This window comes from Saccharopolyspora sp. NPDC045941, assembly GCF_056431445.1.
The window spans coordinates 1-26,693 of the sequence record NZ_JBWKKU010000003.1; the positions used below are offsets into that span (position 1 = coordinate 1).

The window sequence follows — 26,693 nt, forward strand, 5'->3', positions numbered from 1 at the left end:
GATAGCAGTCCCCCTGCCGTCGCTGGTCCTTCCGTGACACCGAAGCGAACACCTCGCCCACGAACTCGCTCAACTCGCCCCGAAGACGTTCCACCGCACCAAGATCCACACCAAGATCATGAAGCATGCCCACCAACAAGATCAAGACTTAACGAAGTACTACTAGGAGACGGACAGCATGATAAGTTCGCGCAGTCCACAGAGGACGGACAGCGGCGCGGCCGCGGTCAGTGCGCCAGCAGTTCGTCCAGTTCTTGCTGGAAGAGTAGGGCCGGGTCGAATCCCATTCCGTTGAAGTGCCCGGCGAGTTCGAGCGAGACGACGCCGTGCACGCGGGCCCAGAAGGCCAGGGACTTGCGGAGGGCCGCGGTCGGCGCCGAGTCGTCGGCCCAATGGCGGTGCTCTTCGAGATGGGCGTCGAACGATGTTGCCGGGGCCTCCGCGGAGAGCGCCGCCGCGTGGGCGTCGATCAGCACGGCCATCATCTCGGATGTGATCTTCGTGGTGTCCTCCGGCGCGTGGTAGCCGGGAACAGGCGTGCCGTAGAGGAGGAAGTACCGCTGCGGGTCCGCGAGGGCCCAGTCCCGCACGACGTGCGCCAGCCCGGCCACGTCGGCGCCGGAATCGGCGGCCGCCAGGACGGCGTCGGCGAGGCTTCGGTAGGCGTCGCGGATGAGTTCGGTGAGCAGCTCGTCGCGGCTGGCGAAATACCGGTACAACGCAGGGCCGCTCATCCCCATGCGCTTGGCGATCGCGTTGAGGGACAACGCCGAGACGCCGGTCGTGGCCACCTGCTGCCACGCGTGCTGCTTGATCTCCTCGTGCACCTGGGCCCGGTAGCGCTCCCGCGGGCTCGTACCCATCGCAGTCACCCTCCCCGGCTGCGGCGCCATCAACTCCAGTTAGAGGCTATCACTTTCTCTATTGACACTCACAAACTGTAGTTATAACTTCTAACTCAAGCGAGCCATACTAACTATCTCGCGTCCAACGAAGAGGAGAGCCATGTCCGGCATCCACCCGAACACCTCGCCGAACCCGCAGGCCCGGCCCCGGCGCCGAGGTGGTGCAGGTGCCGTCCTGCTCGCGATTCCGCTGGCCGCCGGCATTTTCGGCGCCATCATCATCCCCACCCTGGCGGCCACGGGCGGTCACGCAGCCGACCCGGCTTCGCTGACCTGCCAGGGCGAAGGTGTCGACCCCACCGCCGGGGTCCGGTACCGGACCGAGACCTTCATCAAGGCGCCGCTGAGCACGGTCTGGGGGCTGCAGACCGACGTGCAGGGCTGGCCGTCCTGGCAGGAGCCCGTCACCACCGCCGAGCGCCTGGACCTGGGCCGGTTCCAGGAGAACTCGCAGTTCCGGTGGACCACGCCGGTCCCGCCCACCCCGGTCAGCCCCGCCACGACGCTGGTCATCACCTCCACCGTCCAGCAGCTGCAGCACGACAAGTGCATCCGCTGGACCGGGCCCGCGATCGGCGAAGGACTGCACATCGACGGCGTCCACGTCTGGAACTTCACCGAGGTCAACGGCGGCGTCCTGGTGCGCACCGAGGAAACCCACACCGGCCCGCAGGTCGACGCCGACGTGCCCCTCGCGACCGAGCACCTCGGAAAGGGCCTGGAGGCATGGCTGGCAGCCCTCAAGGCCACCGCCGAGTCCCGCCACTACAACCCGACCAACAACGCCTGATTCCCCCGGTGACCACGCCGAAGAACCCGCGCCGGGCGCATATCCGTCCGGTCACGGCGAACTTCGTTGCACAACAACAGATTCCACGCACTACGCCCCCACGCCAGGAGGAGACGAATGGTCACCGCAACACCGCACCGCAACGGGTTCCGGGCCGCAAGGCTCGTCACCATCTCGGCGTGGGCCACGCCGGTCCTGATCATCGGCCAGTTCGCCATGGTGGCGGTGGTCCCGGTCGCGCTCGTGCTGATCGGCACCCTGAGCGATGCGCGCCTCCGAGCACTCCGGTGGTGGGCCGCGGCGCTCACGGCGGTCTACGCGATACCCCTGGCCCTCTGGGCGATCGGACCGGACCGAGCACCAAGCCTGTCCAAGGACATGAACCCGGCCTTCGCGGCCCTCATCGTCGCCACGGCCATCGCCGGCGCGATGGCCAACCACCGCCGGCGCAGGAACCCCCCGCCGCCTCGCGGCTCATGAGCAATTAGTGAGAGGAGTAACGGGTTGCAGCAATCCGGATTCCTCTCGGCTCCAACGGAAATCCCGGCCGGGGTTCAGCGGGATGGTTTGAATGCTATTGCGCGGGTGGCTTCCGCTACCTCGGGCCAGCGGGGGTCCGCCGGGGTTTCCGGGAAGCCGAGGAGCGGCGCTAGGCGCTTCCAGGCTTTCGGGTGGGCCTTCTGGTAGGCCAGCAGCACCTTCTGGACCTCCCGGCCTTCGAGGAAGCGGTGGGCGGGCTCCGACCACCGGCGTGCGCCGAGGCGCACCTCGATGGCCGGGGCCGCTTGGATGTTCCGGTACCAGTCGGGGTTCTTGCCCCACGCCGCCACCACCACGACCTCCGGGACCTCCGGGTCGTAGCCCACGACCTCCACGACCACTTCCCGCCGGGCGCCGGTTCGCCGGCCCCGGTGGGCCAGGTAGAGCAACCGGTGCCCGGCAAGCCACCCGAGTCTCGCCCGGTAGAGCCAGATCGGCGCGCGCAGCAGGATGCGCAGCGCGCCACGCGGTTTCCGGTCGGTCACGGCCATGCTCACTCCCGTCGGCTCTCGGCCGGTTGATTCGCCAGTGCCTTCGCCGGTTTCGGGGCTGGGGCCCTGTCTGGCAGATGATAGGCGTGACACCCCGGTCACGAGTACGCGCATTTCGTCGCTGCCGTCGGGACCGATGCGTCTGCATGCGGCGTCCCCTTCGGGCGCTAGGGAGGCGCTGCTGGGTTCAGCGCGATCGGGCGGCTTGGATCACGGCGTCGATCGCCCGGGAGATCCGGTCGGCGGCATGATCGAGGTCGGGTCGGCCGGCGTCCAGCCAAGCGATGATCGCTTCGTGGGCGACGGCGGGGACCAGCCGCGCCGCCCAGTCGCGCCACGGGCCTTCCGGGATCACCTCGCTGACGTGTCGCTCGGCGATCTCGGTCGACGCCGTCCGGATCGCGTCGACGACCTCCCGGAATTCCAAGGGAGACCTGGTTCTGCTGCATTCCGGGGCGGCCAACCGCGACGAGGCCGCCTTCTCCGACCCCGATCGATTCGACATCACCCGCGGGACCGCCGGCCACCTGGCATTCGGCCACGGCCCGCGGTACTGCATAGGCGCCCCGCTGGCCCGCATCGAACTCCAGGCGGTGTTCAGCCAGCTGGTTCCCCGGTTCCCGACGATGCGGCTGGCCGTTCCCACCGAGGAGCTGGCACTGCGCCGGGACGTGCTCACCGGCGGGCTGATCGCACTCCCGGCGACCTGGTGAGCGGCACGCTCGGTCGAGCGGCTCACCCGGCCGTCGCTCAGCCGGTTTTCGGCGTCGTGAGCGCCGGGGCGAGGACCCAGAGGACCCTGGTCGGACTGCCGTCGTCGGTGACGCTGGTGAACGTGTGCGCGGTGTCCCCGGCGAAGGTGAGCGCGTCGCCGGTTTCCAGGGTGATCTCCTCCCCGGCGAGGACGACGCGGAGGCGGCCTTCGAGCACGAAGACGAACTCGACCCCGGTGGGCAGGACGTACGGTTCGTCGCCGCTGCCGCCGCCGGGGCCGATCACGCTCAGGATCGCCTGCACGCGGCGCTCACCTTCGGGCGTCAGGAGGAACTCGTGCATGCCTTCGCCGCCGAAGCGGATGGACGGGTAGGCGTCGTGCCGGACCACTTCGCCCGCGGCGGCGGCGAAGAAGGTCGACACGGAGACCTCCAGCGCCTCGCAGAGCCGCATCAGCGACGCCACCGACGGATTGACTTGATCGCGCTCCACTTTGGATAGATAGCCCTTGGTCAGGCCGCTGCGCTCCGCCAGTTCGGCGAGCGTCTTGCGCCTGGACAGCCGGATGGCCTTCAGCTGGGCGCCGATGCCTTCGCCGCGCTGTTCGCCGGTGGGTGCCTTGTGGGTACCTGCCACGGGTCGGGACTCCTTGCTCTCGGGCTGGAGTTCCAGGTTGCCATCCGCGCACCCATGAAACCTGTGTTTCCTATGAAAAACAAGTGTTGACTTCGGGTGTTCGCAGAGCCACGCTCCCCGTTACTTGCCGCACAGGGGAAGGGCGATGGGACATTGGCTGACACGATTCGGTTGTGGGGTGGGCGTTTTCGCACGCCGTCGGACCCCGCTCTGACCGACCTCTCCCGATCCGACCCGTCGTACTTCCGGATGGCCCCCTACGACCTCGCCGGCTCCCGGGCCCACGTCCGCGAGCTGCGACGAGGGGGCATCCTCGACGAGTCCGAGTGCACCTCCGTGCTGACCGCGATCGACGAGCTGGACGCGGACGTCCGCGCCGGCCGGGTCGCGCCGACGCCGGACGACGAGGACGTGCACACCTTCATCGAGCGGGTCCTGCTCCAGCGGCTCGGCCCGCTCGGCGGCAAGGTCAGGGCCGGCCGGTCGCGCAACGACCAGGCAGCCAACGACCTGCGCCTGTTCCTCCGGGACCGGGTGCGCACGATCGTCGCCGAGGTGGCCGACCTGCAGGACGCCCTGATCGCGCAGGCGCGGCAGCACGTCCGGTCGATCGCTCCGGGGTTCACGCACCTGCAGCCGGCGCAGCCGGTGGTGTTCGCCCACCAGCTCCTCGCCCACGCGCAATCCTTCTCCCGGGACGTCGAGCGCTTGCAGGACTGGGACCGGCGCAGCGCCCGCTCGCCGCTGGGCGCGGCGGCGCTGGCCGGTTCCTCCGTCGCGGTGCGACCGGAGCTCTCGGCGGCCGAGCTCGGATACGCGGCGCCGTGCGAGAACTCCATCGACGCCGTCGCCAGCCGCGACCACGTCGCCGAGTTCCTGTTCGCCACCTCGATGCTCGCGGTCAACGTGTCCCGGTTGGGCGAGGAGGTCTGCCTGTGGACCTCGCGGCAGTTCGGCTGGGTCGTGCTCGACGACGGGTTCTCCACCGGCAGTTCGATCATGCCGCAGAAGAAGAACCCCGACATCGCCGAGCTCGCCCGCGGCAAGGCGGGGCGCCTGCTCGGCGACCTGGCCGGGTTGATGGCGGTGCTGAAATCCCTGCCGCTGGCCTACAACCGCGACCTCGCCGAGGACAAGCGGGCCGCGCTGGACAGCGTCGACACGTTGGCGCTGGTGCTGCCCGCGATGGCGGGCATGGTGCGCACGATGCGGGTCGACGTGGACGTGCTGCGCGAGCAGGCCACCGACGGGTTCACCCTCGCCACCGAGGTGGCGGATTGGCTTGCGGAGCAAGGAGTTCCGTTCAGCGAGGCGCACGAGGTGACCGGCGCTCTGGTGCAGCTGTGCGAGGACAGGGGCATCGAGCTGGAGGAGGTGACGGACGCCGACCTGCGGTCCGTGGATGAGCGGCTGACGCCGGAGGTGCGGGATCGGCTGACGCCGGAGGCGGCCGTGGCGGCCCGCACCGGCTACGGCGGGACCGCTCCGGACCGGGTCGTCGAGCAGATCGACCGGCTGGCGGCCGTCACGGCCGCGCAGCGCGCGTGGTCCGCCGCGTACGAGGGGCCGAGGTCATGAGTAGCCCTGTGTCAACCTCAGCCCTCCTCAACCTCGCCCCAGGGGACCGTGACGCAAACCAGCCACGAGAAACCACGCAACGGGAGATTGAGCTGAACGCAACCACCACTGTGAATCGCGGAGAGGCGGACCAGTCATGAGCCCGCTGCACCAGGTCGAGTCCGCGACGACGGCGGGCGCGGACTGGGAAACGGTGCCGCGCAAGCACTTCGGCCGCTGGGTCGCCGCGGTCGTCGTGCTGGCGGGCGTCGCCTGGTTCGCGCATTCCTTCGCCAACGCGCAGATCGAGTGGTCGGTGGTCCGCGAGTACCTCGCCGCACCCGTGCTGCTCAAGGGCTTGGTGCTCACGATCGTCCTGACGATCGTGGCGATGGTGCTGGGGATCGTCCTCGGCGTCGTCGTCGCGGTGATGCGGCTGTCGAAGAACCCGATCACCAGCGGCGTCGCCTGGGTCTACGTGTGGATCTTCCGCGGGACCCCGGTGTACCTGCAGCTGCTGATGTGGTTCAACCTGGCGTTGATCTTCCCGGTGGTCTCGATCCCGGGCATCTACACCGGCCGCACGGTCGAGCTGGTGACGCCGTTCGTCGCCGCCGCGCTCGGCCTGGGCATCAACCAGGGCGCCTACACCAGCGAAGTGGTGCGCGCCGGGATCCTGTCCGTCGACGAGGGGCAGCTGGAGGCGGCGCGGGCGATCGGGATGACGCGGCTGAAGGCGTTGCGGCGGATCGTGCTGCCGCAGGCGATGCGCGTGATCATCCCGCCGGTGGGCAACGAGACGATCAGCATGCTGAAGACGACGTCGCTCGCGTCGGCCGTGGGCGTCACCGAGATCGTGCTGGAGGCGCAGCACATCTACTTCGTCAACAACCGGATCATGGAGCTGCTCATCGTCTGCGCCATCTGGTACCTGGCCGCCGTGTCGGTGCTGTCCGCGCTGCAGTTCTACCTCGAACGGCACTACGCGCGCGGCGCCACGAGCCGCGCGCTGCCGCCCACCCCGCTGCAGCGGTTGCGGGCAGCCGTGCTGCGGCAGAAAGCAGGTGCGTGATGACCGCATTGGTGCGGGCCGAGGGCGTGCATAAGAGCTTCGGTGACCTGCAGGTCCTCAAGGGCATCGATCTGGAGGTCGCCGACGGCGAGGTGCTGTGCCTGCTCGGGCCCTCCGGGTCGGGCAAGAGCACCTTCCTGCGCTGCATCAACCACCTGGAGCAGATCAGCCGCGGCCGGATCTGGGTCGGCGATCAGGTCATCGGCTACGAGCCGCGCGGCGGGAAGCTCCACGAGCTGGGCGAGCGGTCCGTCGCCCGGCAGCGGCAGTCCGTCGGCATGGTCTTCCAGCGCTTCAACCTCTTCCCGCACCTGACCGCGCTGGAGAACGTGATCGAGGGCCCGGTCCAGGTCAAGCGGGAAGCGAAGGCCACGGCCGTCGCCCGGGCCGAGGGGCTCCTGGCCCGGGTCGGGCTGGCCGACAAGCGCGACGCGTATCCGCGGCAGCTCTCGGGCGGCCAGCAGCAGCGGGTGGCGATCGCGCGGGCGCTGGCGATGGAGCCGTCCCTGCTGCTGTTCGACGAACCCACTTCGGCGCTGGACCCCGAGCTGGTCGGCGAGGTCCTCGAAGTGATGAAGGACCTGGCGAAGTCGGGCCTGACGATGATCGTGGTGACCCACGAGATCGGCTTCGCCCGCGAGGTCGCCGACCGGGTCGCGTTCATGGACGCGGGCGCGATCGTCGAGATCGGCGCGCCCGGCGCCGTGCTCGACCACCCCGAACACCCCCGCACCCAGGCATTCCTGCAGCGGGTTCTCTAACCCCCGAATCGTCGAAAGAGGTAGTCATGCTTCGAAAAGGCCCCAAGGTGCTCACCGCCGCGCTGCTCGCCGGGCTGCTCGGCACGGCGGGCTGCGCGGGCGGCAGCACCAACACCGGCGCATCGAACGGCAGCGGGTTGCCGGATGTCGTGGCACAGTCCGGGACGATCCGGATCGGGATGTCCCCGGACCTGCCGCCGATGGAGTTCCGCGACGAGGCGACCGGACAGGTGGTCGGCGTCGACGTCGAGATCGCCAACGCCATGGCGCAGCAGCTCGGCGTCAAGGCCGAGTTCGTCGAGCAGCCCTTCGACCAGCTGCTCAACTCCGTGGCCACCGGCCGCGTCGACATCGTCATGTCCGGGCTGTCGGACACCACCGAGCGGCAGAAGACGGTCGACTTCGTCGACTACTTCCTCTCCCGCGCCCAGTTCTACTCGCTGCAGGAGCGCGCCGCGGAGTTCACCTCGCCGGAATCGTTGTGCGGCAAGAAGCTCGCGGTGAGCAAGAAGACCGACTACTACCTGATGGTGCAGAAGTACGACGCGGAAACGTGCGTCGGCAAGGGACTCCCGCCGATCGAGCTGCTGCCGACCGACTCGGGATCGGCTGCCCGCCTGCAGCTGGAGCAGCGCCGCGCCGACGTCGCGGTGCAGAGCGGCGAGAACCTGGCGTTCTTCGAGAAGAAGGACCCGGCGAAGTTCGAAACCGTCCTGGAACCGCTGCCCGGCAAGCCCTTCGGCGTGGTGGTCAAGAAGGGCGACCAGCAGATGGCCGCCGCGGTGCAGAAGGCCCTGACCGCGGTGGTCGACAACGGCTCCTACCAGTCGATCCTGGACAAGTGGGGCCTGGGCTACGGGGCGACCCGGCCGGTGGTCAACGGCGTCAAGCCGTGAGCGGTGACCGGTTGGTCTGGCGGGGCGGCGCCCGGATGGCCGTCGCCCTCGCCTTCGACCTCGACGGGCCGACCGGGTCCGCCATGCTCGACGGCAGCATCTGGCGGAAACCGGAGTACTTCACCCTCGGCTCGTACGGCCCGTGGCGGGCGCTGCCGCGAATCCTCGACCTCCTCGACGCCGCCGGCGTCCCGGCCACGTTCTTCATCCCGGCGTGGGTCGTGGAGACGTGGCCGGAGCGCTGCCAGGACGTCGTGGCGCGCGGCCACGAGGTCGCCCACCACGGTTACCGGCACGAGTCGTTCCGCGATCTCGGCACCGACCAGCAGCGGCGGGTGCTCCGGCGCAGCCAGGAGATCTTCGCGGAGGTGCTGGGCGCGCCCGCGGTCGGCTACCGGACGCCGTCCGGGGACTGGGCCGTCGACACCCCGCGGCTGCTGGTCGAGCACGGATTCCGCTACTCCAGTTCGATGCGCGGCGATGACCGGCCCTACCGGCACCGCATCGACGGGCGGCCGTCGCCGCTGGTGGAGATTCCGGCGCGCTGGGAGCTCGACGACTACGCGTACCTCGCGTACCACCGCAGGCCGGACTTCCCGGCCGGGCAGGACCGCATCGCCGGCTATGCGACGACCCTGGACAACTGGCGGCGCGAGTTCGACGGGCACCGGGCCGAAGGGCTGTGCATGACGACCCTGTTCCACCCCAAGGTGGCAGGCAAGCCCGGGCGGCTGCAGCTGCTGGAGCAGTTCCTGACGCACATGCGCAGTCCAGGTGACGTGTGGTTCGCGACCTGCCGCGACATCGCCGAGTGGCACCGCGAGGTGCAGGACGTCCCGGAGGAGAGGTGACATGGCGAAGCGGACCTGGCCTCGCGGACGGCAGTCCGCCGTGGCGGTCACGGTGGATTTCGACGGCGACCTAGCCCTGCTTTCCGAGGATCCCTCGCTGGAATCGCGGGAGAAGACGCTCTCGCAGTTCCGCTACGGCGCGACGCGCGGCGTCGACCGGCTGCTCGCGATGTTCGCCGATCTCGACGTGCCGGCGACCTGGTTCGTCCCGGGCGCGAACGCCCGCGAGCACCGGGAACCGGTGGAGCGGATCCACGCCGCCGGTCATGAGATCGGCAATCACGGCTTCGCGCACGAGGACTTCGACCGGCTCGATCTCGCCGGTCAGCTTTCCGCGATCGAAGCCGGTCAGGAGGCGCTCGCCGGGATCACCGGTGCGCGGCCCAGGGGATTCCGCGTGCCGCAGGGCGATTTCGCGCGCGGGCTCCCCGAGGCGCTGGCGGCGGTGGGAATCGATTGGTCCTCGTCGTGGCGCGGCGACGACCTGCCGTACGTCCACCCCGCCGGGCCGGTGGAGATCCCGCTGCACCACGAGCTCGAAGACGCCCCGTACTTCGTGTTCAACCTCGACCCGCCGATGCCCGCCGGCCAGTGCCGGATCGCCGGCTACGCCGACGTGCTGGACAACTGGTGGCGGGAATTCCAGGCGTACCACCGGTTCGGGCTCTGCTACGTCCTCCGCCTGCACCCGGAGGTGTCCGGAACCCCCGGGCGCATCGGGCTCGTCCGCGAGCTCCTCCGGCGCATCCGCGCCACCGGCGGGGCGTGGTTCGCGACCGGCAGCGAGATCGCGGACTGGTGGCGCGAGAACCACCCCGTCAACGAGCCCGGGCACCCGGCCGACGTCTTCGCCCGGCTGACCGGAGGTGGTTCCGATGCCTGATCCCACCGCGAGCCGCCTCGGCGGGTTCATCGCCGGAACCGCCTTCGCGGACCTCCCCGGCAGCGTCGCGGCGAAAGCCAAGCAGCACCTCCTCGACACCCTCGGCGCGGCCCTGGCCGGTGCCAGGACACCGGAAACGGGCAGGATCACCGCGGCCCTCACCACCCCGACCGCCGCAGGAGCCGCGATCTGGGGAACCGGCCTGCTCGCGACGGCTCGCGACGCCGCGCTGGCCAACGGCGTGGCGGCGCACGCGCTGGAGCTCGACGACACCGGTGGCTGCGACCACTCCGGAGCGGTCGTCGTGCCCGCCGCCCTGGCCGCCCTTGCGCTGACTGACCGAGCCGTTCCCGGCGCGGAACTGCTGGTCGCGATCGTCCTCGGCTACGACCTGGCCCGGCGCGCGCTGGAGGGCTGCGGCGGTTACCAGGAGCACAACCAGGCGGGCTGGCACTCCACCGGCACCTGCGGCCCCTTCGGTTCAGCCGCCGCAGCAGCCCGCGTCCTCGCGCTGCCCCCGGAACAATGCTCTGCGGCCGTGGGTTTCGCCGCCTCGATGAGCGGTGGCCTCTGGGCGTTCGTCCACAATGGTGCCTTGAGCAAGCGGCTGCACGCGGGCCGGGCCGCGGAAGCCGGTGTCACTGCTGCTGTGCTCGCCGGAAGCGGAATCCCTGGCCCGGTCCACGCCCTCGACGACGTCTGGGGCGGATTCCTCAGCACCTTCGCGCCGGCCACCGCCGAGCACGCCGCGCTCACCGACGGGCTCGGCGAGCAGTGGCGGATCCAGCGATGCGCCATCAAGCCCCACGCGTCGTGCCGCGGCACGCACTCGGCGGTCGATGCCGTCGCGCACCTCATGCGCGACCACGGCCTGCGCGCCGACGAGATCCGCGAGGTGCGCGTCAGGCTCAGCCCGTTCCTGGCCGACATGTGCGGCGGCCGCGACACGCGAACCCTCGGCACGGCGCAGCTCAGCCTGCCGTACGCGGTCGCCGCTCAGATCGCGTTCGGCGTCGCGGACCTCGCGGCGTACGGCCCGGAGCAACGTCGCGACGAACGGGTGCGCGCGATCATGAATTCCGTTGTGCTCGAAGTGGATTCGTCGATGTCGGCGTCCGAAGAACCGGTCATCGGCCTGATCACCGAAGGCGCCGGCTACCAGTACCGCGTCACGGATCCGCTGGGCTCGCCCACCAACCCGATCGGCGACGAAGCCCTGATCACCAAGTTCCGCAGTCTCGTCCCAGAGCCGACCGCAAAGAGCCTGGTCGACACCGTGCTGCGCCTGGACGAGCTGCCGGATGCCCGGCAACTCCTGAACCACCTGGCCTGACCAGTCCTTTCAGAGTGATGCCCAGACACGAATGGGACGTGGCCGCCAAGGACACGGAACGCCGCTTTCGCGCGAAACCGCCGCTCCGCTGGAGGCCCGACGGCGGTTTGCGCGAAACCGACACCAGGTGCCTTCGCGATCAGCCGGGCGTAGCCATTCTGAAAGCCCGTCGAGAGCTCAGCCGGGCAGGTGCGTCGGCGCGAACATGCGCAGATTCGCTTGCAGCACCACGACGTTCGGGCCCGGCTCCGCCAGCGCGGCCGCGAGATCCCGCTCCAGGTCCCCCGGCGTCGATCGGCGCGCCGGGACTCCGAAGGACTCCGCGAGCGCGACGAAATCGGGCCGGGCGAGCTCCGTCCCGAAGGTGGCCCCGAAGGCGTCGGTCATGTACTCGCGCAGGATTGCGTAGCCGCCGTCGTCCACGATCAACCAGGTCGCGTTCGACCCCAGCTGCCGGGCCGTGGCCAGTTCGCTGATCCCGTACATCGCGCCGCCATCACCGGAAACCGCCAGCACCGGCCGCTGATCGCCCAGCGCGACGGCGGCGCCCAACGCGGCGGGGAACCCGTAGCCGAGCCCGCCGGCGCCCTGCGCCGAGTGCATCGCGCCCGGGACGCGCGCATCGAAGGCCGACCAGGCCCAGTAAGCGAGGATCGTCATGTCCCAGAAGCTCGGTGCGTCGTCGGGCAGCGCGGCGCGAATCGCCTCGACGAGCGCGCGTTCGGTGCGCAGGTCCTGGCCGTCGAGCCGGTGCCGGATCTTCGTCAGCAGCTCGCCGACACGCGCTTCCGCCACGCCGTCGGGTTCGCGGGCGGAGACCGCCGAAGCCAACTCCTCCAGGGCGAGCCGCGCATCGGCGTGAACGCCCAGCGCCGGCACGTTCGCCTCCAGCTTGCCCGGGTCCGCTTCGACCTGGACGACGCGCCCGCGCGGCCGGAATGTGTGGTAGTTGCTGGACAATTCCCCGAGCCCGCTGCCGACCACGAGCAGGACATCCGCGTCGGCCAGGAAGTCCGTGGTGTGCTGATCCTCCAACCAGGACTGCGCCGACAGCGGATGCAGCCAGGGGAACGCGCCTTTGGCGCCGAAGGTCGTCGCGACCGGGGCGCGCAGCTTCTCGGCGAGTTCCAGCAGGGCGCCCTCGGCCCCGGCGCGCACCACTCCGCCGCCTGCCAGGATCACCGGGCGCTGCGCGCGATCCAGATCGGCCGCCGCGGCGCGGATCAGTTCCGGCCGGGGCGCCGGCAGTTGCGGCGTCGCGGTCAGCCCGGTCACGGGCGGGACATCGACCTCGGCCAGCAGAACGTCCTGGGGGATCTCGACGTAGACCGGGCCGTGCGGCGGGGTGAGCGCGACCTCCCAGGCTCGGGCGATCGCGCTCGGGATCTGCGACGGATGCCGGGCCGTTCCGGCGGATTTCACCACCTGCGCCACGCACGCGCGCTGGTCGGGCAGTTCGTGCAGGAAGCCCCGGCGCGGGCCGCCCAGACCGGCCGACGGGACCTGGCTGCCGATGACGACCACCGGGATCGAGGCGGATGCCGCCTCCTGCAGCGCGGCGAGGCTGATCAGCGCGCCCGGGCCGGTCGACACCAGCAGCGGCGCCGGGCGACCGGTGGCGCAGGCGAAACCCGCCGCCGCGAACCCGGCGTTGAGCTCGGTCCGGAAACCCGCGTACCGCAGCCCGGACCCGGCCAGGGCTTGGAAGATCCCGAGCGCGTGCTGGCCGGGCTCGCCGAAAACGGTGTCCGCGCCCAATGCCGTCAGCGACTCGACGACGAGCGATCCTCCGGTGCGCATCACGCGACGAGTTCTCCCTCCACCACTGCGGCCCCGCCGAACCGCGAAGACGCCCACCATGAAACATCACGAGTTCTACGAGAAACAAGGGTTTCCCGCGCCACCAGTAGTCATACTTAGCTTAGGCTAAGCTAAGACAAACTCAAGTGAACGTCGCACCGATCTCACCCGCGGCCTCGGCGCCGCGAACCCGGTCCCGCAATTTCAATGGAAATTGCGGACCTTCGGCGCGTCGGCCACGACACGCCGGAGGCTGTGGACAACTCCCGCAATTTCAATGGAAATCGAAGGTCCGATTTCCATTGAAATTGCGGCACAGCGCGCGGGTAGGTCAGGGCTTCGGGACGACCACCGGCGTTCCCGTCAGCGTGTCCGGGACGACGATGCAGGGGAGGTCGAAGACGTCTTCGAGCAGCGTCTCGTCGACGATGTCGTCGACGATGTCGGCGGCGGCGCCCTCCGCCACGACCCGGCCGTCCTTCATCGCCACCGGGTGATCGGCGTAGCGGCAGGCCTGGTTGATGTCGTGCAGCACCGCGTGATCGTCCGCCCCTCGTCGCGCAGCTTCGCCAGCAGCGTCAGCAGCTGGTACTGGTGCGCGATGTCCAGGAACGACGTCGGCTCGTCCAGCAGCAGGTAGGGCGTCTGCTGGGCCAGCACCATCGCCACCCACACCCGCTGCCGCTGCCCGCCGGAGAGCTCGGCGACCGGCCGCTCCGCCAGTTCGGCGACGCCTGCGGCGGCCATCGCCTCGGCGACCGCCCGATCGTCCTCCTCCGAGGTCGTGGCGAGGAAGGACTGGTGCGGGAACCGGCCCCGGCCGACCAGCTGCTTCGAGGGCGCGCATCGCCTCCGGGTAGGTCGCCGCCTACGTGTAGCGGATCGGGAAGGCCTTCCCGGCCTTGACCGCGGGCAGGTTCTTCCACAGCTCCGAATCGAGCAGTGTCCTCGACTAGAGTTTTATTTAGGGTTGGCTAACTTTAATCAGCGGTCCGCGGCGTCCACAAGAAAGATCTGCCGTAACCGCTCGCCCGGTCACGCCTCGTGCTCGTGGTGGTGGTCGTGGTCGTCGTCGAAGTCCGCGATGCCGCGCTTCCAGTAGCCCGTGACGTCGTAGTCGCGCTTGTCCAGCCCCAGCTCGCCCTTGACCCAGCGGCGCAGAGGCTTGAGCACGCCGGCCTCGCCCGCCAGCCACACGTACAGCCGTTCGCCGTCGAGCACGGGCACCGACCGGACGGCGCCCTCCAGCGAATCGCACGTGCCCGGCGGCTTCGGCCCCCGGTGCAGCCACCGCACCTCGACGTCCTCGGGCGCGGACAGCTCGATCTCCTCGTCGGCGTCGGCGACCTCGATGAACGCCCAGCCCTTCGCCGTGCGCGGCAGCTCCTCCAGCCGGCGCGCGATCGCGGGCAACGCCGTGATGTCGCCGGCCAGCAGGTAGCGGTCGTAGGTGTGCGGCACGATCAGCCCGCCGGGCGGGCCCGCCACGTGCATGACGTCGCCGGGTGCGACCGCGCGCGCCCACTCCGAGGCGAGGCCGCCGGGGTGCAGCACGATGTCGATGTCGATCTCGCCCGCGACGGGGTCGTACCGGCGCACCGTGTACTCGCGCGACATCGGGGACGGCTTGGGCCAGCGCAGCAGCAGCCCGTTCTGCTCGGGCAGCCGCAGCCTGCCGTCCGGGTCCGGGAACATGAGTTTGACGTGCTCGCACGGCGAGTGCGCTTCGAAGCCCTCGGTGCCCGGGCCGCCGAGCGTGACGCGCAGGAGCCCGGCCCCGATCATCTCGGTGCGCACGACCTCCGTCTCGCGGATCCGGATCGGGTAGCCCACCTCTCCGCGTGCCGGCCTTCCCGGACCCGCGCGATCCGGTCCAGGTGCCCGATCCGCTCCGCCTCCGCGCGCGTCATGCGGCCCCCTCCCCCATCGCGATCCGCAGGCTCTTCGGCCGCAGGTCGGTCCAGTTCGCCCGGATGTGGTCCAGGCAGGCATCGCGGGCGTCCGGGCCGAACACCTGCCGCCAGCCCGCCGGGATCTCGGCGAACTCCGGCCAGAGCGAGTGCTGTTCCTCGTCGTTGACCAGCACCAGGAAGGTGCCCTCCGGGTCGTCGAACGGGTTCATCAGGACTTGCTCACCTCTCGAATAGTGCTTGACGCCGGCCGGGCCCGCAGACCGCTCACCGCCCGGCCGGCCGGGTCCGGGGCCGCACCGGCGCGATCCGCCTGCGGCGCACCGCCTCCGCGAGGACGTCCAGGCAGTGCGCGGTGGTAGGCCAGTCCAGGCAGCCGTCGGTGACGCTGACGCCGTGGCGCAGCGGCCTGGCCGCGATGTCCTGATTGCCCGCTTCCAGGAAGGACTCGATCATGACTCCGAACAGGCCGCGGTTGCCCGCCGCGACCTGCGCCGCCACGTCTTCGACGACGCCCGGCTGCCGCCGGTGGTCCTTCCCGCTGTTGCCGTGCGAGGCATCGACCACGACGCCCGCCCCGACGCCCGCGGCGCGCAGCTCGTCGAGCGCCGCACCGACGGACGCCGCATCGTAGTTGGGCCGCGCGCCACCGCGAAGAACGACGTGGCAAGCGGAATTGCCCGCGCCGACGACCGCGGACGGGGCTCCGCCGGCGGCCAGCGCGGGGAAGGTGTGCGGTGCCCGCGCGGCTCGCACCGCGGCGATCGCGACCTCGACGTCCCCGGTCACGCCGTTCTTCATGCCGACGGGCATCGGCAGCGCCGACGCGAGCTGCCGGTGCGGCTGGGAGGCCACCGTGCGCGCGCCGAGCGCGCCCCACGACACCAGATCGAGGACGTACGGGGCGAGGAACGGGTCCACGAACTCGTACGCCAGCGGGAGGCCGGAATTCGCTGCGCGCACGAGGAATTCGCGCCCGATCGCCAGCCCCTCGGCCAGGTCCTCCCGGCCGGCCAGGTGCGGATCGTGCAGCAGACCCTTCCAGCCGACCGAGGTTCGCGGCTTCTCCAGGTACGCGCGCAGCACCACCAGCAGGTCGCGGTCGTGCGCCGCGGCTGCGGCCGCCAGCTCGTGGGCGTACTGCAGCGCGGCGTCCGGGTCGTGCACGGAGCACGGCCCGACGATGACCAGCAGTCGGTCGTCCGCGCCGCCGACGATCTCCCGCGCGGCGCGGCGGTGCCCGGCCACCTGGGCGCGCAGCCGTTCGCCGCGCGGGAAGCGCTCGGCCAGCTCGGCCGGGGTGGGCAGCGGCCCGAGAACCCGTGCCGAGTCGTCCGGCCATGCCAGGGCGAGCGGTTCGTCCGCTATGGCGGGCAGTTCGAGGCGTACCGCAGGTCCAGCCATGCCGGCGAGCTCCTCCTCCGTCGCGATTCCCGAAGCGGTCGGCGCCGGGAGCACGAAACCCAGCAGACCACTTGGGTTAGCCTAACCTAATCAAATCGGACGCAGGGCTCAAGTGATCAAGGGAACAGCACTTCGCGAAAAGGATCATCCAGACGCGGGGCGGACACTCAGCGCGGCGGACCGGGGGCTTCCGCGCTCCCGATCACTCGGCGAGACTGAGCGCATGCCACCGCAAGAACTGCTCGCGAGGCCGCAATGGCGACGAACCGGGGACACGCGCTTCCCGGTGGCCGCCACCGTCGACGGCCGGTCGTGGGTCCTGCGGCTCAACATCTTCCCGGATCATCCACTGTGGACCCTGTTCGTCGACGGCGATCGGCGCTTCGACATCGACGACACGCCGCCCACCTGGGGAAAGCCGTTGGACAAGACGGCCCCGCCGCTGGACGCCGCCGCCGCGGAGGAAGTCCTCGCCCCCATCCGGGACTTCGTGGCCTACGGCAGCGAGGTCGGCGACCCCTGCGACAACATGTTCTGCTGCGGCTGAAGCCCGGTCCCACGAACGCGGATCCACCGCGCGGTTCACTCCGCACTCCTCGCCCGGACTGCGGGGCAAATCCACTGCCCATTCTTCCCTGCCTGCGGACAATTCCGGTGGCCCCGGTCACCGCGCTGATAACTTCGGCCACAGCGATCGAGTTCGCGGACGGCGTTGAGCCGATCCCGGCAACGATCGCAGGTTCATCCGAAAGACCGCCGGCCGCGCCGAATCCGGACAACCGCGAGTCCGGGTAACCGGCGCGCGCCGGCGGCAATCCATGGCGGGAATGCGAGTTCGGCATTTTCCCGGGCAAAGGAAGGATCTACCGTGAAGAAGCTCATGGCCGGTGCCCTCGTGGGGTTCGGCATGCTCGTCGCCACCGCAACGTCCGCGACCGCCGCACCGGCCGAGTGGTACTACACCGGCTACTGGTACCACACCGCGGACGCGTGCGAGCAGGGCTACCAGGACATGGTCGGCGGCCCGGGCGGACCGGGCGTGGACCTGCCGCACGAGTGCAGGCCGACGAACGGCGTTTACGAGCTGTGGCGGATGCGGTGACCGCTCGCACCTGACCGAGCACGGCGCGGGGAGGCGTCCGGCGAAAACCGGGCGCCTCTCCGCTCCTCCACCGGGGTACACACCCCGTTCGTCGTCTACTCCCAGCGGCGCATGGACGTCACGTTTTCCAACGTGCGCATCGAGACCCGCGCCGCGGACGACCCGGACGCCACGTCCTGCACCGAGTTGCGCTGACCCGCCCGCCCCTTCCACTCCGTCACGCGGCTTCCGGGAGCGGGCTGGGGAACTGGTCGCGCAGCGTGCGAAGTGCGTTGTGCAGCCTGCTCTTCACGGTGCCGACGGGAACGCCAAGCACGGATGCCGCGGACGTCGCGGTGCGGTCGGTGAAGTAGACCTCCACCACCGCGCTGCGGTGCACCGGGGAGAGGTGCTCGAGGAGCTCGCCCACGACCATGCGGTTCTCCACCTCGTCGCTGGGCGCCGACTGCACGGCGGTGTTCGCCAGCGCTTCGCCGTCGAAGCCGACCTCGGTCGGCCGGGCCCGCCGACCGCGGTGCAGGTCGATGGCGACGTTGTGGGCGATGCGCAGCAGCCAGCCGCGCACCTAGCCGTTGCCGTTGGTGAGGCGGTCGGCGTGGCGCCAGGCCCACAGCCACGTCTCCTGCACGACGTCCTCGGCCAGGTACCGGTCGCCGGTGAGGCGGGTGGCGTAGGAAAGCAGCGCGGCACCGTGCTCCCGGATGACACGGTCCATGGTGTTCATTTCGCATTCCCTTCCCGGCGGATGTGCTGGGCGATCCCCTGGTGTCGACAGGAATGCTTCCGTTGATCGGCCGGGAATCGTCGGGTCTGTCCCTCCGTTCCCCGGTGCTGTCCCGCTGGTTTTCCGGTGGCTGCCCCGCCCCGCGGAGGTAGGGCTTTCCCCCAGGCCGGGCCTGTTCCCGGACTCGGCCCGCGAGCCTTCTCCTGGAGTCACGGCGGCGTGGTGCCGTTCGGTTCAGCGCTGCTCGCGGGCGGTTTCCCGCGGCCGGGGCCGGCCTTCCCGGAGCAGCAGCCGCCACACCCCGTTTCGCCTGGTAGGGCCGTGGCGCGGGGTCTGCGTGGCGAAGGCGTTGCCTTTCTTCCCGAATCCATGTGCGTTCGGTCTTGATCGCGATAGTGTCGGCGATCACCATGACGAGCACTCCGGAACCGTTCGCGGGCCATCGCGGCGCCGTTCGCGCCATCGCCGTTTTCCCGGACGGCCGCAGGTTCGTCACCGGCGGCGACGACGCCACGGTCCAGGTCTGGGACCTGCGCACCGGCATGCTGCTGCACAAGCACTCCGAGCACGAGGACGCCGTGCTCGCCGTCTCGGTCACCGCCGACGACCGAGTCGTTTCGTGCGGCCGGACCGCGACGGTCGACTGGACGGTCCAGAACCGCGGGACCTCCCCCGCGCGGCACCGCGTTCGCGTCACGGCAGCCGCCATCTCGCCCGGCGGCGACGCGGTCGCGGCCATCGACCTCGCGGGAACCGTCCTGCAACCGCCCGACGGCAGCAGCTGGCCCAGCGGGCACCGGCTCGTCGAAAGCATCGCGGTGACCAGGAACAGGCAGGTCGTCACCGCCGGCTCCGACCCGCTCATCCGCGTTACGGACTGGTCCGGCGAGGAACTGGGCCGGCTGAACGGCCATGCGCCCGGCAACGCCGCGGTGGCGGCTTCCCCCGGCGGCACGCGCGTCGCCTGCGCAACCCTGGACGGCGTGCTCTGCTGGAACCGCGGGCAGAAGGAAAGCACGGTGCGGCTGACCGGCTGCGAAGACGTGGTCGCGGTGGCCGTGACGCACGACGGACGGCAGGTCGTCGCGGGCGATTTCAACGGCGGCGTCTGGGCCTGGGAACCGGAGCGCCCCACCAAGCCGATGCAGATGCACGGCAGGCACGACGGCGCCGTGCGGTCCTTCGCCGTCACTCCCAACAGCAGGCTGCTCATCAGCGGGGCCGAGGACGGCTCGATCCGCGTCTGGGACCTGACGACGGGCGGCCCCGCGGATCCCGGCACGAAGCAGCGACCGCAGGCCGGGCTCGCCAGCGACCAGGAGAGCGACGAAGACCTGCTCGACTTCGCCGACGACGTGCGCGGCCTCGCCGAGCTCGTCCTCGACCGGGAAACCAGGCCGCCGCTGGCGATCGCACTGCTCGGCCGCTGGGGATCGGGCAAGTCGAGCTTCCTGCGCCAGCTCGAGAAGAACGTCGAGCGGCTCGCAAAGGAAGCCGGCCGCAATCCGGCGCGCAGCGTCTTCGCGACGTCGGTGCGCCAGGTGCGCTTCGACGCGTGGCACTACAACGACGACCACCTGTGGGTCGGGATCGTGGAGCACCTGTTCGCCACCCTCGCCGAACCCGTGCCCCCCGACGCCGACGACGTCCGCACCGAACGCACCACCCTCCGCAAGGAGCTCCACTTCCTCGAAGAGCTGGCCGATCCCGAGGCCGGCCTCGGCCGGCGGCTGCGTGCGCGCATGCGGCTGTGGTGGGCGAAGCTCGTGCTCCGGCGTGCTCGGCTCGCGTGGGCAGCCGGAATCGCACTGCTACTCGCCGCCGCGACCGGCCTGGTGGTGTTGCTGACCGGCGGCGCCGTCTGGGCGTGGCTGGTGGGCTCGGTGAGCACCGTGCTGCCGATCATCGAACTGATCACCACGACGTGGCCCACGGCCCGGCGGCTCACCGCGGGCGGCTCCCCGAACCTGGACAGCCGCGTGCGGGACACCAAGATGCAGCTCGCGAAGCTCGACGCCGCCCAGGAGCTGGCGCTGGTGATCGAGGAGGCCCGGGCCGGCGGCTACGAGCAGTACCGCGGGTTGTTCGGCCGCGCGCACGCCGATCTGCGCAGGCTCAGCGAATCCGCCGAGAAGGCGTTCGCGGAGTGGGATCAGGCCGACGAGCAGCAGCGGGCGGCCTCCGCGGGTTCGCCGCCGCTGGAACGGGTCATCCTCCACATCGACGACCTCGACCGCTGTTCGCCGCGCAAGGTCGTCGACGTGCTCGCCGCCGTGCACATGCTGCTCGCGCTCCGGCTTTTCGTCGTAGTCGTCGCGGTGGATCCCCGGTGGCTGCGGCGCTGCCTGGAGCAGTACCACTCGGAACTGTTCGGCGGCCACGCCGATGGGGAGGACGGCGCGACGCCGCTGGACTACCTCGACAAGATCTTCCAGGTGGTGTTCGGCTTGCGCCCCATGGGAACCGAGGCCGAGCGGTTCGTCGAGGCGCTCGTGCCGACCGAATCCGCGTTGCCGATCCCACCGGCGCCGGACTCCCCGCGGTCGGGCGGTGCCAGCCCGGAGATGTTCGCGCCGGACCGCGCAAGACCGGCCGAACCCCGGCCGCAGTCGCCCGATCCGCAGCCGGAAAAGCTGTGGCTGCAGACCGACGAGCTGGAGTTCATCCAGCGGCTCCGCCCGCTGCTGGCCACGCCCCGCGCGGTGAAGCGGTTCGTGAACCTCTACCGCCTCGTGCGCACGACCGTCCTCGACGAGAAGGCCTTCATCCGCACCGGGGAGTACCAGGCCGTTCTCGTGCTCCTGGCGGTGCTCGTCGCCGCACCGGAAGGATGCCGGGCCCTCATCGCGATGCTGCGCGACCCGAGCCAAGAGGGGGACGTCGTTGCGCTGGTGGAGGAACTCGCCGCCGCCGAACAGTCGGCCCGAGTGCGCGACATCTGGACGAGGTTGCTGGGCGTGCTGAGCCGCGGGCCCGCGGTGCACGGGAATCCTTCGACCTACCGCCGCTGGGCGGGTACGATCGCTCGGTTCAGCTTCGAGACCTGGGACCTGACCGAGCCTTGCACGCGATCTGGGGAGGACTGACGTGGCTCGACTCGTTCAACGACGCCACGTGCTCGGCGGGATCGCCGGTGTCGCACTGGCCGGTGCGGCCGGCGCCATATCGCTGTCCACCTCGGCCGGATGCAGCCGGACGGAGATCATCCGCGTCAGCTCGTCGTCGGAGAAGGCCGCCCTCATGGCGGAACTCATCGAGGAGTACAACGACGCGCACCGCGCGGTGGGCGGTCTGTGCGCGCGCGTGGAGATGACCGCGCTCACCTCGGGGAAGATGAAGAACCTGCTCGCCGAGGGCGCGAAACCGCCGGAGGTGTGGCTGCCGACGTCGTCGATGTGGTTGCGGCTGCTCGAACACGAGGGCCACGGTGACCTGCTGGTGCCGGGTGCCCGGTCGATCACCAGGAGTACGCTGGTCATCGCCATGCCGGGGTCGGTGGCCGCGGCGCTCGAACAGCGCAACAGACCGCTCAGCACGTGGGCCGACGTGCTCCAGCTGGCCCAGTCCGGGTGGTCCGACTACGGGAAGCCGGACTGGGACGACTTCATCCTCGGCAGGGACAACGCCGAGACCTCGACCTCCGGCTTGGCCGCCACCGTCGTCACCTACAACGCGGCGCCGGGCGAGTTGACCCGGGAACGGCTGAACGCCGTCGAGGTCCAGCAGTTCGTGCGCGACATCGAGCTGTCGGTGTCCAACTACGGCGACGAGGCCGTGCAGTACATGCAGACGATCTACGACCAGGAACAGCGCTGGGACAGCAACGACCCGGCGTACCGGCCGTACCTCGACGCCGTCGTGATCCAGGAGCAGATGGCCTACGTCTACAACCTCGGTGCGCCGACCGGTGACCCCGGTCGGATCAACAGCCAGGGCCCGAAGAACCCGCTGCGCGCGGTGCACCCGCGGGACGGGACGCTGGAGCTCGATCATCCTTTCGTCGTCATGTCCGCGGCGACCGGCGAACAGCGGGCCGTCGCAGAGGACTTCTACCGGTTCCTGGTCGAGCCCGACCAGCAGAAGCGCTTCGCCGACCTCGGCTTCCGCTCCCTCGACGACGCGACGCGGCCGACCGATCAGCTCACGCGAACCCTACACGTGCCGGCCGGTCAGCAGCTGAACTTCGTGCCGCCGCCCGACGGCCAGTTGCTGGCGGCGATGCTGGAGAGCTGGCAGAACGTGCGCCGCAAGGCCCGCGTGCTGCTGCTGCTCGACCTCTCGGGGTCCATGAAGGAACCCGTCAACGACCCGGACACGAACCAGGATCCGTCGAAGCTGCAGCTGATGATCCCGGCGGCCCAGCGGGCGCTGGAGCTGCTCAACGTCGACGACGAGGTGGGCCTGTGGACGTTCTCGTCGAACCCGTCCGTCGTCAAGGTGGTGCCGGTGTCCCGCGTCGGTGACGTGCGCGTTGAGCTCCAGGCCAAGATCCAGGGCCTGACGGCGGTCGGGGAAACGGCGTTGTACCAGGCGATCGATGAGGCGTACCAGACGATGACGCGAGAGGCGAACCCGGATCGCATCAACGCGATCGTGCTGCTCAGCGACGGCGCGAACACCGAGCCCTACCCCGGCGGCGCACCGGCACTGCTGGCGAAGCTCGACCCGAAGGCCCGGGAGACGCCGATCCCCATCTTCACCATCCCCTATGGACAGTCGGAGGACGAGAACATCACAACGCTGCAGGAGATCTCCAGGATCACCAAGGCCACGTACAACGACACGACCAATCCCCTGGACATCGACCAGACGTTTGAACGCGTCTTCCGGAACTTCGGGTGAGCACATGCCGTTTCCAGAGCGGTTCCGCGACCGCGTGGCGGTCGCCGAGGCGATCGTCTTCGGAACGCTGGGCGGGATCTTCGCGCTGTGGTGGCCGTGGCCGTGGCTGGCGGCGGTCGTCGGGCCGGCGATCGCCGTCGTGGTGTTCCTGATCGCCACGTGGCGCAAGCGCACACCGGCCCCGCCCCGGCCGGAGCACACCGAGTTCGACATCGAGGAACGGGTCCGCGTCTGGGCGAGGAACGCCGGGGACAACGCCCGCGGGCACGCCGACCAGGCCGTCGAGCTGGCCGGTGACATCGTGATCCTGAAGTTCCAGTGCGAGCGGGCCATGCAGTTCGTCGAAGACGACTCGGCGCGAGCGGCGGCGGCGAAGCGGCTGCGCACGATCGTCGATTTCGTCGAGACCCGCAAGCACGCCCCGGAACAAGCGGTCGGGTGGGACGTGCTGGTGAGACATCTCCGGACGGCCCGCGAGGAACTCGCGGGAGAACTCGAGAAACTCCCCCGGAAGTCGTGAACAGCGAACGGGCCGGCTCCACGCGGGGTCCGGGTCCGGGTCCGGGGCCCACGCGGGGTCCGGGGTCCACGCGGGGTCCGGGGTCCACGCGGGGTCCGGGGTCCACGCGGGGTCCGGGGTCCACGCGGGGTCCGGGGTCCACGCGGGGTCCGGGGTCCGGGGGTCCGCAATTTCCATTGAAATTGAACCTTCGATTTCGATGGAAATTGCGGCGGCACTCAGCTCGCGCGCAGGACCGGCCCGTTCGCCGCGTCACGTCCGGCGAGGGGTCAGCCGCTGGCGACCTCGCCCGCGGCGGGCACATCCTCCGGCAGCAGCAGGCAGAGGTCTTCCAGCGTCGGCGAAGCGGTCAGCCGCAGGCGCTTGGCGTGCCGGGTCACCGCCGCGTCCATCACCTGCCGCGCATACCGGCCGTTGCCGAACGACGGACCGCGCTGCGAGGCCACGAAGTGTGAGCGCAGCGCCGCGACGGTCGGTCCGGTGCACTCGTAGCCGGCCGACGCGGCGCGGGGTCAGGTCGGGGTCGTCGGCCAGCCGGTACGCCTGGCGCCCGATCATCTTCTCGAAGACCTTCCGGGCGGTTCGCCCGTTGCCGAAGGAAGGGGTGGAACGCCGGGCTTTCCAGCGGGCTTGCAGTCGATGGGATAGGCCGGAACACCTGGCTCACCGCTGGACCCCAGGGGTGAGCCAGGACCGGCACGGTCGGTGCCGGCACGCCGTCCGGCGTGTAGGTGATGGGCAGGGTCGGCGTGAGGCTCTCAGTAGTGCCTTCGGCGAGAGCGGCTGCGGACGTAGCGACGAGACCGGCAACGGCCAGGCCGGCCACCGCGAGTGACTGCACGATTCGAACTGCCTTCATGTGAAGGTCCCCGAATGTGTTGCGGTTTAATCCGAATGCCCATCGGAACGAGCACTAGAGTTCCTGATCTGGCGTTAGTGGAGCACCAGGAAACGCTTTATCATTTCTTTAGGGCGGAAAGTGCAGACCATGTTGCCCGCATGGGCTTTTCCGCTCGTCGAGGGCGCGCGCTGTGGTATAGAAGCGCTATGCGCGTACTGGTGGCCGAGGACGAGAAAACGATGGCGGGTGGGTGCGGGCTTGCGGGATAACGGACTCGCCGTGGACGTCGTCTATGACGGTGCCGCCGCGCTCGAGCGATGCGTCAGCACCGACTACGACGTCGTTGTACTCGACCGCGGACTACCCTGTCAGGAGCTGCTGGGGCAGCACTTGAACGCTGCCCAGCTCGATACCCTCGTCCACACGGCGCAGTAGCCGCCGTCGATCGGTCGATGTGCAGGCATCTGCGGGCCGAATCCCATACGGTGCAACAACAACGTGCCCCACGCAGGCTGTACCGGACACCAGAGAAAACGCGACTCCTGTCCGGGAAAGACAGGCGCTACCGGCATGATCGCGACGCTTCGGTGGTTGAAGGCTTCGTGGAGCCCGCCGGACTCCGAGTCGCCCGACCGCGCAGATGATGGGAGCTCATCCGACCATGACCAGTGCCTCCAGCACGCCGCCCGTCGCAGCCCCGCAGGTACGGCCGGGCACCGTCGTCCCGGTGCTGGCGTTCAGCGGCATCGTCGTCTCGCTTACGCTGGCCCTGGTGATCCCGCTGGTGCCCAAGCTGCCCGGGATGCTGAACGCGAGCGCGGCGGACGCCGCGTGGGCGATCACCGCCGCGCTGTTCGCCGCGGCCATCGCCACGCCCACCGTCGGCCGGCTCGGCGACATGTACGGAAAGCGGCGGATGCTGCTGTTCAGCCTCGGGGTTCTGGTGCTGGGCTCGGTCGTCTGCGCGCTGTCGAGCGGGCTCGCCCCGATGCTGATCGGGCGGGTGTTGCAGGGTTTGTCCGCCGGCGTCATCCCGCTGGGCGTCAGCATCATGCGCGACGAGCTGCCGCCGGAACGGCTCAGCGGCGCGACCGCGGTGATGACCGCCTCCCTCGGCGTCGGCGCGGCGCTGGGGCTGCCCGCGGCGGCGTTCATCGCCGAGAACGCCGACTGGCGCACCCTGTTCTGGGTGGCCGCGGCCCTCGGCGCCGTCGGTGCAGCGCTCGTGATCTCGCTCGTGCCGGAGTCGGGGGTCCGCACCGGCGGGCGGTTCGACCTGCCGGGCGCGGTGGGCCTGTCGGTCGCGTTGCTGTGCCTGCTGCTGGTGATCTCCAAGGGCGCGGACTGGGGCTGGACCGGCGGTTTGACTCCCGGACTGCTCGTCGCCGGACTTGCGGTGCTGGCGGTGTGGGGCTGGTGGGAACTGCGCGCGCCGCAGCCCCTGGTCGACCTGCGCACCACCGTGCGCCGCCAGGTGCTGCTCACCAACATCGCTTCCGTGGTGTTCGGGTTCGCGATGTTCGCGATGTCCCTGGTCGTCCCGCAACTGCTGCAGCTGCCCGTGGCCACCGGGCACGGGCTCGGGCAGTCGCTCCTCGTGGCCGGCCTGGCGATGGCGCCGAACGGGCTGATCATGATGGCGATGGCACCGGTGTCGGCGCGGATCTCGCGGACCAGGGGCCCGAAGGTCACGCTGATGGCCGGCGCGCTCGTGGTCGCCATCGGGTACGGCTTGAGCCAGGTGATGATGTCGGGCATCTGGCAGCTCGTCATCGTCTCCAGCATCGTCGGCGTCGGCGTCGGACTCGCCTACGCCGCGATGCCCGCGCTCATCATGGCCGCCGTGCCGGTGTCCGAGACCGCGGCGGCCAACAGCCTCAACACGCTGATGCGCTCCATCGGCACCTCGCTGTCCAGTTCGGTCGCGGGGGTCGTGCTCGCGCACCTGACGATCGACCTGGGCGGCGCGGCGGTCCCCTCGCTCGACGGGTTCCGCGTCGTGCTGACCATCGGCGCGGTCGCCGCGCTCGTCGCCCTGGTGATCGCCGCCTTCCTGCCTGGCTCCGCATGTTCCGCGGACCGGTAGCCCGGTCGTCGACTGAAAGACCGGGTGCCGGCACG

Annotated in this window: 27 protein-coding genes and 3 pseudogenes; 17 read left to right on the plus strand and 13 right to left on the minus strand. The window is 70.2% G+C overall.

Annotated features, from left to right (window positions below; translation table 11 throughout):
• Positions 1 to 227: 227 nt before the first annotated feature.
• Positions 228 to 863 (minus strand): TetR/AcrR family transcriptional regulator, encoded by a 636-nt coding sequence (locus AC07FN_RS03085; RefSeq protein ID WP_478394089.1) that lies wholly within the window; start codon positions 861 to 863, stop codon positions 228 to 230.
• A 142-nt stretch (positions 864 to 1,005) separates the two neighbouring features.
• Here AC07FN_RS03085 and AC07FN_RS03090 point away from each other — a divergent pair, with 142 nt between their 5' ends.
• The gene (locus AC07FN_RS03090; protein ID WP_478394090.1) at positions 1,006 to 1,695 is read left to right on the plus strand and encodes an SRPBCC family protein; all 690 of its coding nucleotides are present in this window, start codon (positions 1,006 to 1,008) and stop codon (positions 1,693 to 1,695) included.
• Between the two features lie 117 nt (positions 1,696 to 1,812).
• Positions 1,813 to 2,175 (plus strand): hypothetical protein, encoded by a 363-nt coding sequence (locus AC07FN_RS03095; protein WP_478394091.1) that lies wholly within the window; start codon positions 1,813 to 1,815, stop codon positions 2,173 to 2,175.
• Positions 2,176 to 2,249: 74 nt separating this feature from the next.
• Here the strand turns inward: AC07FN_RS03095 and AC07FN_RS03100 are convergent, their stop codons facing one another.
• Positions 2,250 to 2,726 carry a nitroreductase family deazaflavin-dependent oxidoreductase gene (locus AC07FN_RS03100; RefSeq protein WP_478394092.1) on the minus strand — a complete coding sequence of 159 codons (477 nt, stop codon included), beginning with the start codon at positions 2,724 to 2,726 and terminating at the stop codon, positions 2,250 to 2,252.
• A gap of 284 nt (positions 2,727 to 3,010) precedes the next feature.
• Between AC07FN_RS03100 and AC07FN_RS03105 the strand changes: the two genes are divergently transcribed.
• Positions 3,011 to 3,439: a cytochrome P450 gene (locus AC07FN_RS03105; protein WP_478394093.1), complete on the plus strand. Its 429-nt coding sequence runs from the start codon at positions 3,011 to 3,013 to the stop codon at positions 3,437 to 3,439.
• A gap of 37 nt (positions 3,440 to 3,476) precedes the next feature.
• On the opposite strand, the gene AC07FN_RS03110 is transcribed toward AC07FN_RS03105, so the two are convergent.
• Entirely contained in the window at positions 3,477 to 4,076 is a 600-nt protein-coding gene (locus tag AC07FN_RS03110) for a helix-turn-helix domain-containing protein (RefSeq protein WP_478394094.1), read from the minus strand.
• A 153-nt stretch (positions 4,077 to 4,229) separates the two neighbouring features.
• Here AC07FN_RS03110 and argH point away from each other — a divergent pair, with 153 nt between their 5' ends.
• The 7 genes from argH to AC07FN_RS03145 all read left to right on the plus strand — a co-directional run bounded on the left by argH (position 4,230) and on the right by AC07FN_RS03145 (position 11,429).
• Positions 4,230 to 5,654 (plus strand): argininosuccinate lyase, encoded by a 1,425-nt coding sequence (argH, locus tag AC07FN_RS03115; protein WP_478394095.1) that lies wholly within the window; start codon positions 4,230 to 4,232, stop codon positions 5,652 to 5,654.
• A 136-nt stretch (positions 5,655 to 5,790) separates the two neighbouring features.
• Complete coding sequence (locus tag AC07FN_RS03120; protein ID WP_478394096.1) at positions 5,791 to 6,705, plus strand: amino acid ABC transporter permease; 915 nt, start codon at positions 5,791 to 5,793, stop codon at positions 6,703 to 6,705.
• Positions 6,705 to 7,466 (plus strand): amino acid ABC transporter ATP-binding protein, encoded by a 762-nt coding sequence (locus AC07FN_RS03125; protein WP_478394097.1) that lies wholly within the window; start codon positions 6,705 to 6,707, stop codon positions 7,464 to 7,466. Before AC07FN_RS03120 ends, AC07FN_RS03125 begins: the two co-directional genes overlap by 1 nt.
• 26 nt (positions 7,467 to 7,492) lie before the next feature.
• Complete coding sequence (locus tag AC07FN_RS03130) at positions 7,493 to 8,362, plus strand: ABC transporter substrate-binding protein (protein WP_478394098.1); 870 nt, start codon at positions 7,493 to 7,495, stop codon at positions 8,360 to 8,362.
• A complete protein-coding gene (locus AC07FN_RS03135) occupies positions 8,359 to 9,213 on the plus strand; it encodes a polysaccharide deacetylase family protein (RefSeq protein ID WP_478394099.1) in 855 nt (284 codons plus the stop codon). Before AC07FN_RS03130 ends, AC07FN_RS03135 begins: the two co-directional genes overlap by 4 nt.
• A gap of 1 nt (position 9,214) precedes the next feature.
• The gene (locus AC07FN_RS03140; RefSeq protein ID WP_478394100.1) at positions 9,215 to 10,096 is read left to right on the plus strand and encodes a polysaccharide deacetylase family protein; all 882 of its coding nucleotides are present in this window, start codon (positions 9,215 to 9,217) and stop codon (positions 10,094 to 10,096) included.
• A complete protein-coding gene (locus AC07FN_RS03145; RefSeq protein ID WP_478394101.1) occupies positions 10,089 to 11,429 on the plus strand; it encodes an MmgE/PrpD family protein in 1,341 nt (446 codons plus the stop codon). Before AC07FN_RS03140 ends, AC07FN_RS03145 begins: the two co-directional genes overlap by 8 nt.
• A gap of 177 nt (positions 11,430 to 11,606) precedes the next feature.
• On the opposite strand, the gene AC07FN_RS03150 is transcribed toward AC07FN_RS03145, so the two are convergent.
• The 5 genes and pseudogenes from AC07FN_RS03150 to AC07FN_RS03170 form a co-directional block, all read right to left on the minus strand.
• The gene (locus tag AC07FN_RS03150; RefSeq protein ID WP_478394261.1) at positions 11,607 to 13,229 is read right to left on the minus strand and encodes a thiamine pyrophosphate-binding protein; all 1,623 of its coding nucleotides are present in this window, start codon (positions 13,227 to 13,229) and stop codon (positions 11,607 to 11,609) included.
• A gap of 331 nt (positions 13,230 to 13,560) precedes the next feature.
• Positions 13,561 to 14,063 (minus strand): annotated as a pseudogene (locus AC07FN_RS03155) (ABC transporter ATP-binding protein); the annotation flags it as partial.
• Between the two features lie 201 nt (positions 14,064 to 14,264).
• A pseudogene (locus AC07FN_RS03160) lies at positions 14,265 to 15,139 on the minus strand (siderophore-interacting protein).
• Positions 15,136 to 15,354 carry an MbtH family protein gene (locus tag AC07FN_RS03165; RefSeq protein ID WP_478394262.1) on the minus strand — a complete coding sequence of 73 codons (219 nt, stop codon included), beginning with the start codon at positions 15,352 to 15,354 and terminating at the stop codon, positions 15,136 to 15,138. Before AC07FN_RS03165 ends, AC07FN_RS03160 begins: the two are co-directional and overlap by 4 nt.
• A 52-nt stretch (positions 15,355 to 15,406) precedes the next feature.
• Complete coding sequence (locus tag AC07FN_RS03170; protein WP_478394102.1) at positions 15,407 to 16,543, minus strand: 3-deoxy-7-phosphoheptulonate synthase; 1,137 nt, start codon at positions 16,541 to 16,543, stop codon at positions 15,407 to 15,409.
• A gap of 223 nt (positions 16,544 to 16,766) precedes the next feature.
• Between AC07FN_RS03170 and AC07FN_RS03175 the strand changes: the two genes are divergently transcribed.
• Both AC07FN_RS03175 and AC07FN_RS03180 read left to right on the plus strand, forming a co-directional pair.
• Positions 16,767 to 17,090: a hypothetical protein gene (locus tag AC07FN_RS03175; protein ID WP_478394103.1), complete on the plus strand. Its 324-nt coding sequence runs from the start codon at positions 16,767 to 16,769 to the stop codon at positions 17,088 to 17,090.
• 321 nt (positions 17,091 to 17,411) lie between these two features.
• Entirely contained in the window at positions 17,412 to 17,645 is a 234-nt protein-coding gene (locus tag AC07FN_RS03180) for a hypothetical protein (RefSeq protein WP_452619406.1), read from the plus strand.
• A 95-nt stretch (positions 17,646 to 17,740) separates the two neighbouring features.
• Here AC07FN_RS03180 and AC07FN_RS03185 read toward each other — a convergent pair whose 3' ends face one another.
• Genes AC07FN_RS03185 through AC07FN_RS03195 form a run of 3 tightly spaced genes read right to left on the minus strand, consistent with a single transcriptional unit; the run spans position 17,741 to position 18,369 of the window.
• The gene (locus tag AC07FN_RS03185; protein ID WP_478394104.1) at positions 17,741 to 17,866 is read right to left on the minus strand and encodes a hypothetical protein; all 126 of its coding nucleotides are present in this window, start codon (positions 17,864 to 17,866) and stop codon (positions 17,741 to 17,743) included.
• Positions 17,863 to 18,210, minus strand: a complete 348-nt coding sequence (locus AC07FN_RS03190; RefSeq protein WP_478394105.1) for a sigma factor-like helix-turn-helix DNA-binding protein — start codon at positions 18,208 to 18,210, stop codon at positions 17,863 to 17,865. Before AC07FN_RS03190 ends, AC07FN_RS03185 begins: the two co-directional genes overlap by 4 nt.
• The gene (locus tag AC07FN_RS03195; RefSeq protein ID WP_478394106.1) at positions 18,211 to 18,369 is read right to left on the minus strand and encodes a sigma factor; all 159 of its coding nucleotides are present in this window, start codon (positions 18,367 to 18,369) and stop codon (positions 18,211 to 18,213) included.
• Between the two features lie 410 nt (positions 18,370 to 18,779).
• Between AC07FN_RS03195 and AC07FN_RS03200 the strand changes: the two genes are divergently transcribed.
• From AC07FN_RS03200 to AC07FN_RS03210, 3 genes are read left to right on the plus strand one after another with little or no spacing between them, the layout of a single operon-like run.
• On the plus strand, positions 18,780 to 21,455 hold the full coding sequence (locus AC07FN_RS03200; RefSeq protein WP_478394107.1) for a P-loop NTPase fold protein: 2,676 nt from the start codon (positions 18,780 to 18,782) through the stop codon (positions 21,453 to 21,455).
• A gap of 1 nt (position 21,456) precedes the next feature.
• Positions 21,457 to 23,211 carry a substrate-binding and vWA domain-containing protein gene (locus tag AC07FN_RS03205; RefSeq protein WP_478394108.1) on the plus strand — a complete coding sequence of 585 codons (1,755 nt, stop codon included), beginning with the start codon at positions 21,457 to 21,459 and terminating at the stop codon, positions 23,209 to 23,211.
• Positions 23,212 to 23,215: 4 nt separating this feature from the next.
• On the plus strand, positions 23,216 to 23,731 hold the full coding sequence (locus AC07FN_RS03210; RefSeq protein ID WP_478394109.1) for a hypothetical protein: 516 nt from the start codon (positions 23,216 to 23,218) through the stop codon (positions 23,729 to 23,731).
• A 269-nt stretch (positions 23,732 to 24,000) separates the two neighbouring features.
• On the opposite strand, the gene AC07FN_RS03215 is transcribed toward AC07FN_RS03210, so the two are convergent.
• Positions 24,001 to 24,192 (minus strand): hypothetical protein, encoded by a 192-nt coding sequence (locus tag AC07FN_RS03215; RefSeq protein ID WP_478394263.1) that lies wholly within the window; start codon positions 24,190 to 24,192, stop codon positions 24,001 to 24,003.
• A 58-nt stretch (positions 24,193 to 24,250) separates the two neighbouring features.
• Positions 24,251 to 24,367: pseudogene (locus AC07FN_RS03220) on the minus strand (hypothetical protein); the annotation flags it as partial.
• Positions 24,368 to 24,851: 484 nt separating this feature from the next.
• Here AC07FN_RS03220 and AC07FN_RS03225 point away from each other — a divergent pair.
• Together AC07FN_RS03225 and AC07FN_RS03230 are read left to right on the plus strand one after the other, a co-directional pair.
• A complete protein-coding gene (locus AC07FN_RS03225; RefSeq protein WP_478394110.1) occupies positions 24,852 to 25,007 on the plus strand; it encodes a hypothetical protein in 156 nt (51 codons plus the stop codon).
• A gap of 226 nt (positions 25,008 to 25,233) precedes the next feature.
• A complete protein-coding gene (locus AC07FN_RS03230; protein ID WP_478394111.1) occupies positions 25,234 to 26,658 on the plus strand; it encodes an MFS transporter in 1,425 nt (474 codons plus the stop codon).
• Positions 26,659 to 26,693: the final 35 nt, after the last annotated feature.

Excerpts from the sequence above, each read along its gene's own strand:
- AC07FN_RS03085 (WP_478394089.1), bottom strand. The coding sequence starts at position 863 with ATGGGTACGAGCCCGCGGGAGCGCTACCGGGCCCAGGTGCACGAGGAG.
- AC07FN_RS03090 (WP_478394090.1), top strand. The coding sequence starts at position 1,006 with ATGTCCGGCATCCACCCGAACACCTCGCCGAACCCGCAGGCCCGGCCC.
- AC07FN_RS03095 (WP_478394091.1), top strand. The coding sequence starts at position 1,813 with ATGGTCACCGCAACACCGCACCGCAACGGGTTCCGGGCCGCAAGGCTC.
- AC07FN_RS03100 (WP_478394092.1), bottom strand. The coding sequence starts at position 2,726 with ATGGCCGTGACCGACCGGAAACCGCGTGGCGCGCTGCGCATCCTGCTG.
- AC07FN_RS03105 (WP_478394093.1), top strand. The coding sequence starts at position 3,011 with ATGATCGCTTCGTGGGCGACGGCGGGGACCAGCCGCGCCGCCCAGTCG.
- AC07FN_RS03120 (WP_478394096.1), top strand. The coding sequence starts at position 5,791 with ATGAGCCCGCTGCACCAGGTCGAGTCCGCGACGACGGCGGGCGCGGAC.
- AC07FN_RS03125 (WP_478394097.1), top strand. The coding sequence starts at position 6,705 with ATGACCGCATTGGTGCGGGCCGAGGGCGTGCATAAGAGCTTCGGTGAC.
- AC07FN_RS03130 (WP_478394098.1), top strand. The coding sequence starts at position 7,493 with ATGCTTCGAAAAGGCCCCAAGGTGCTCACCGCCGCGCTGCTCGCCGGG.
- AC07FN_RS03140 (WP_478394100.1), top strand. The coding sequence starts at position 9,215 with ATGGCGAAGCGGACCTGGCCTCGCGGACGGCAGTCCGCCGTGGCGGTC.
- AC07FN_RS03145 (WP_478394101.1), top strand. The coding sequence starts at position 10,089 with ATGCCTGATCCCACCGCGAGCCGCCTCGGCGGGTTCATCGCCGGAACC.
- AC07FN_RS03150 (WP_478394261.1), bottom strand. The coding sequence starts at position 13,229 with ATGCGCACCGGAGGATCGCTCGTCGTCGAGTCGCTGACGGCATTGGGC.
- AC07FN_RS03170 (WP_478394102.1), bottom strand. The coding sequence starts at position 16,543 with ATGGCTGGACCTGCGGTACGCCTCGAACTGCCCGCCATAGCGGACGAA.
- AC07FN_RS03175 (WP_478394103.1), top strand. The coding sequence starts at position 16,767 with ATGCCACCGCAAGAACTGCTCGCGAGGCCGCAATGGCGACGAACCGGG.
- AC07FN_RS03195 (WP_478394106.1), bottom strand. The coding sequence starts at position 18,369 with ATGAACACCATGGACCGTGTCATCCGGGAGCACGGTGCCGCGCTGCTT.
- AC07FN_RS03200 (WP_478394107.1), top strand. The coding sequence starts at position 18,780 with ATGACGAGCACTCCGGAACCGTTCGCGGGCCATCGCGGCGCCGTTCGC.
- AC07FN_RS03210 (WP_478394109.1), top strand. The coding sequence starts at position 23,216 with ATGCCGTTTCCAGAGCGGTTCCGCGACCGCGTGGCGGTCGCCGAGGCG.
- AC07FN_RS03230 (WP_478394111.1), top strand. The coding sequence starts at position 25,234 with ATGACCAGTGCCTCCAGCACGCCGCCCGTCGCAGCCCCGCAGGTACGG.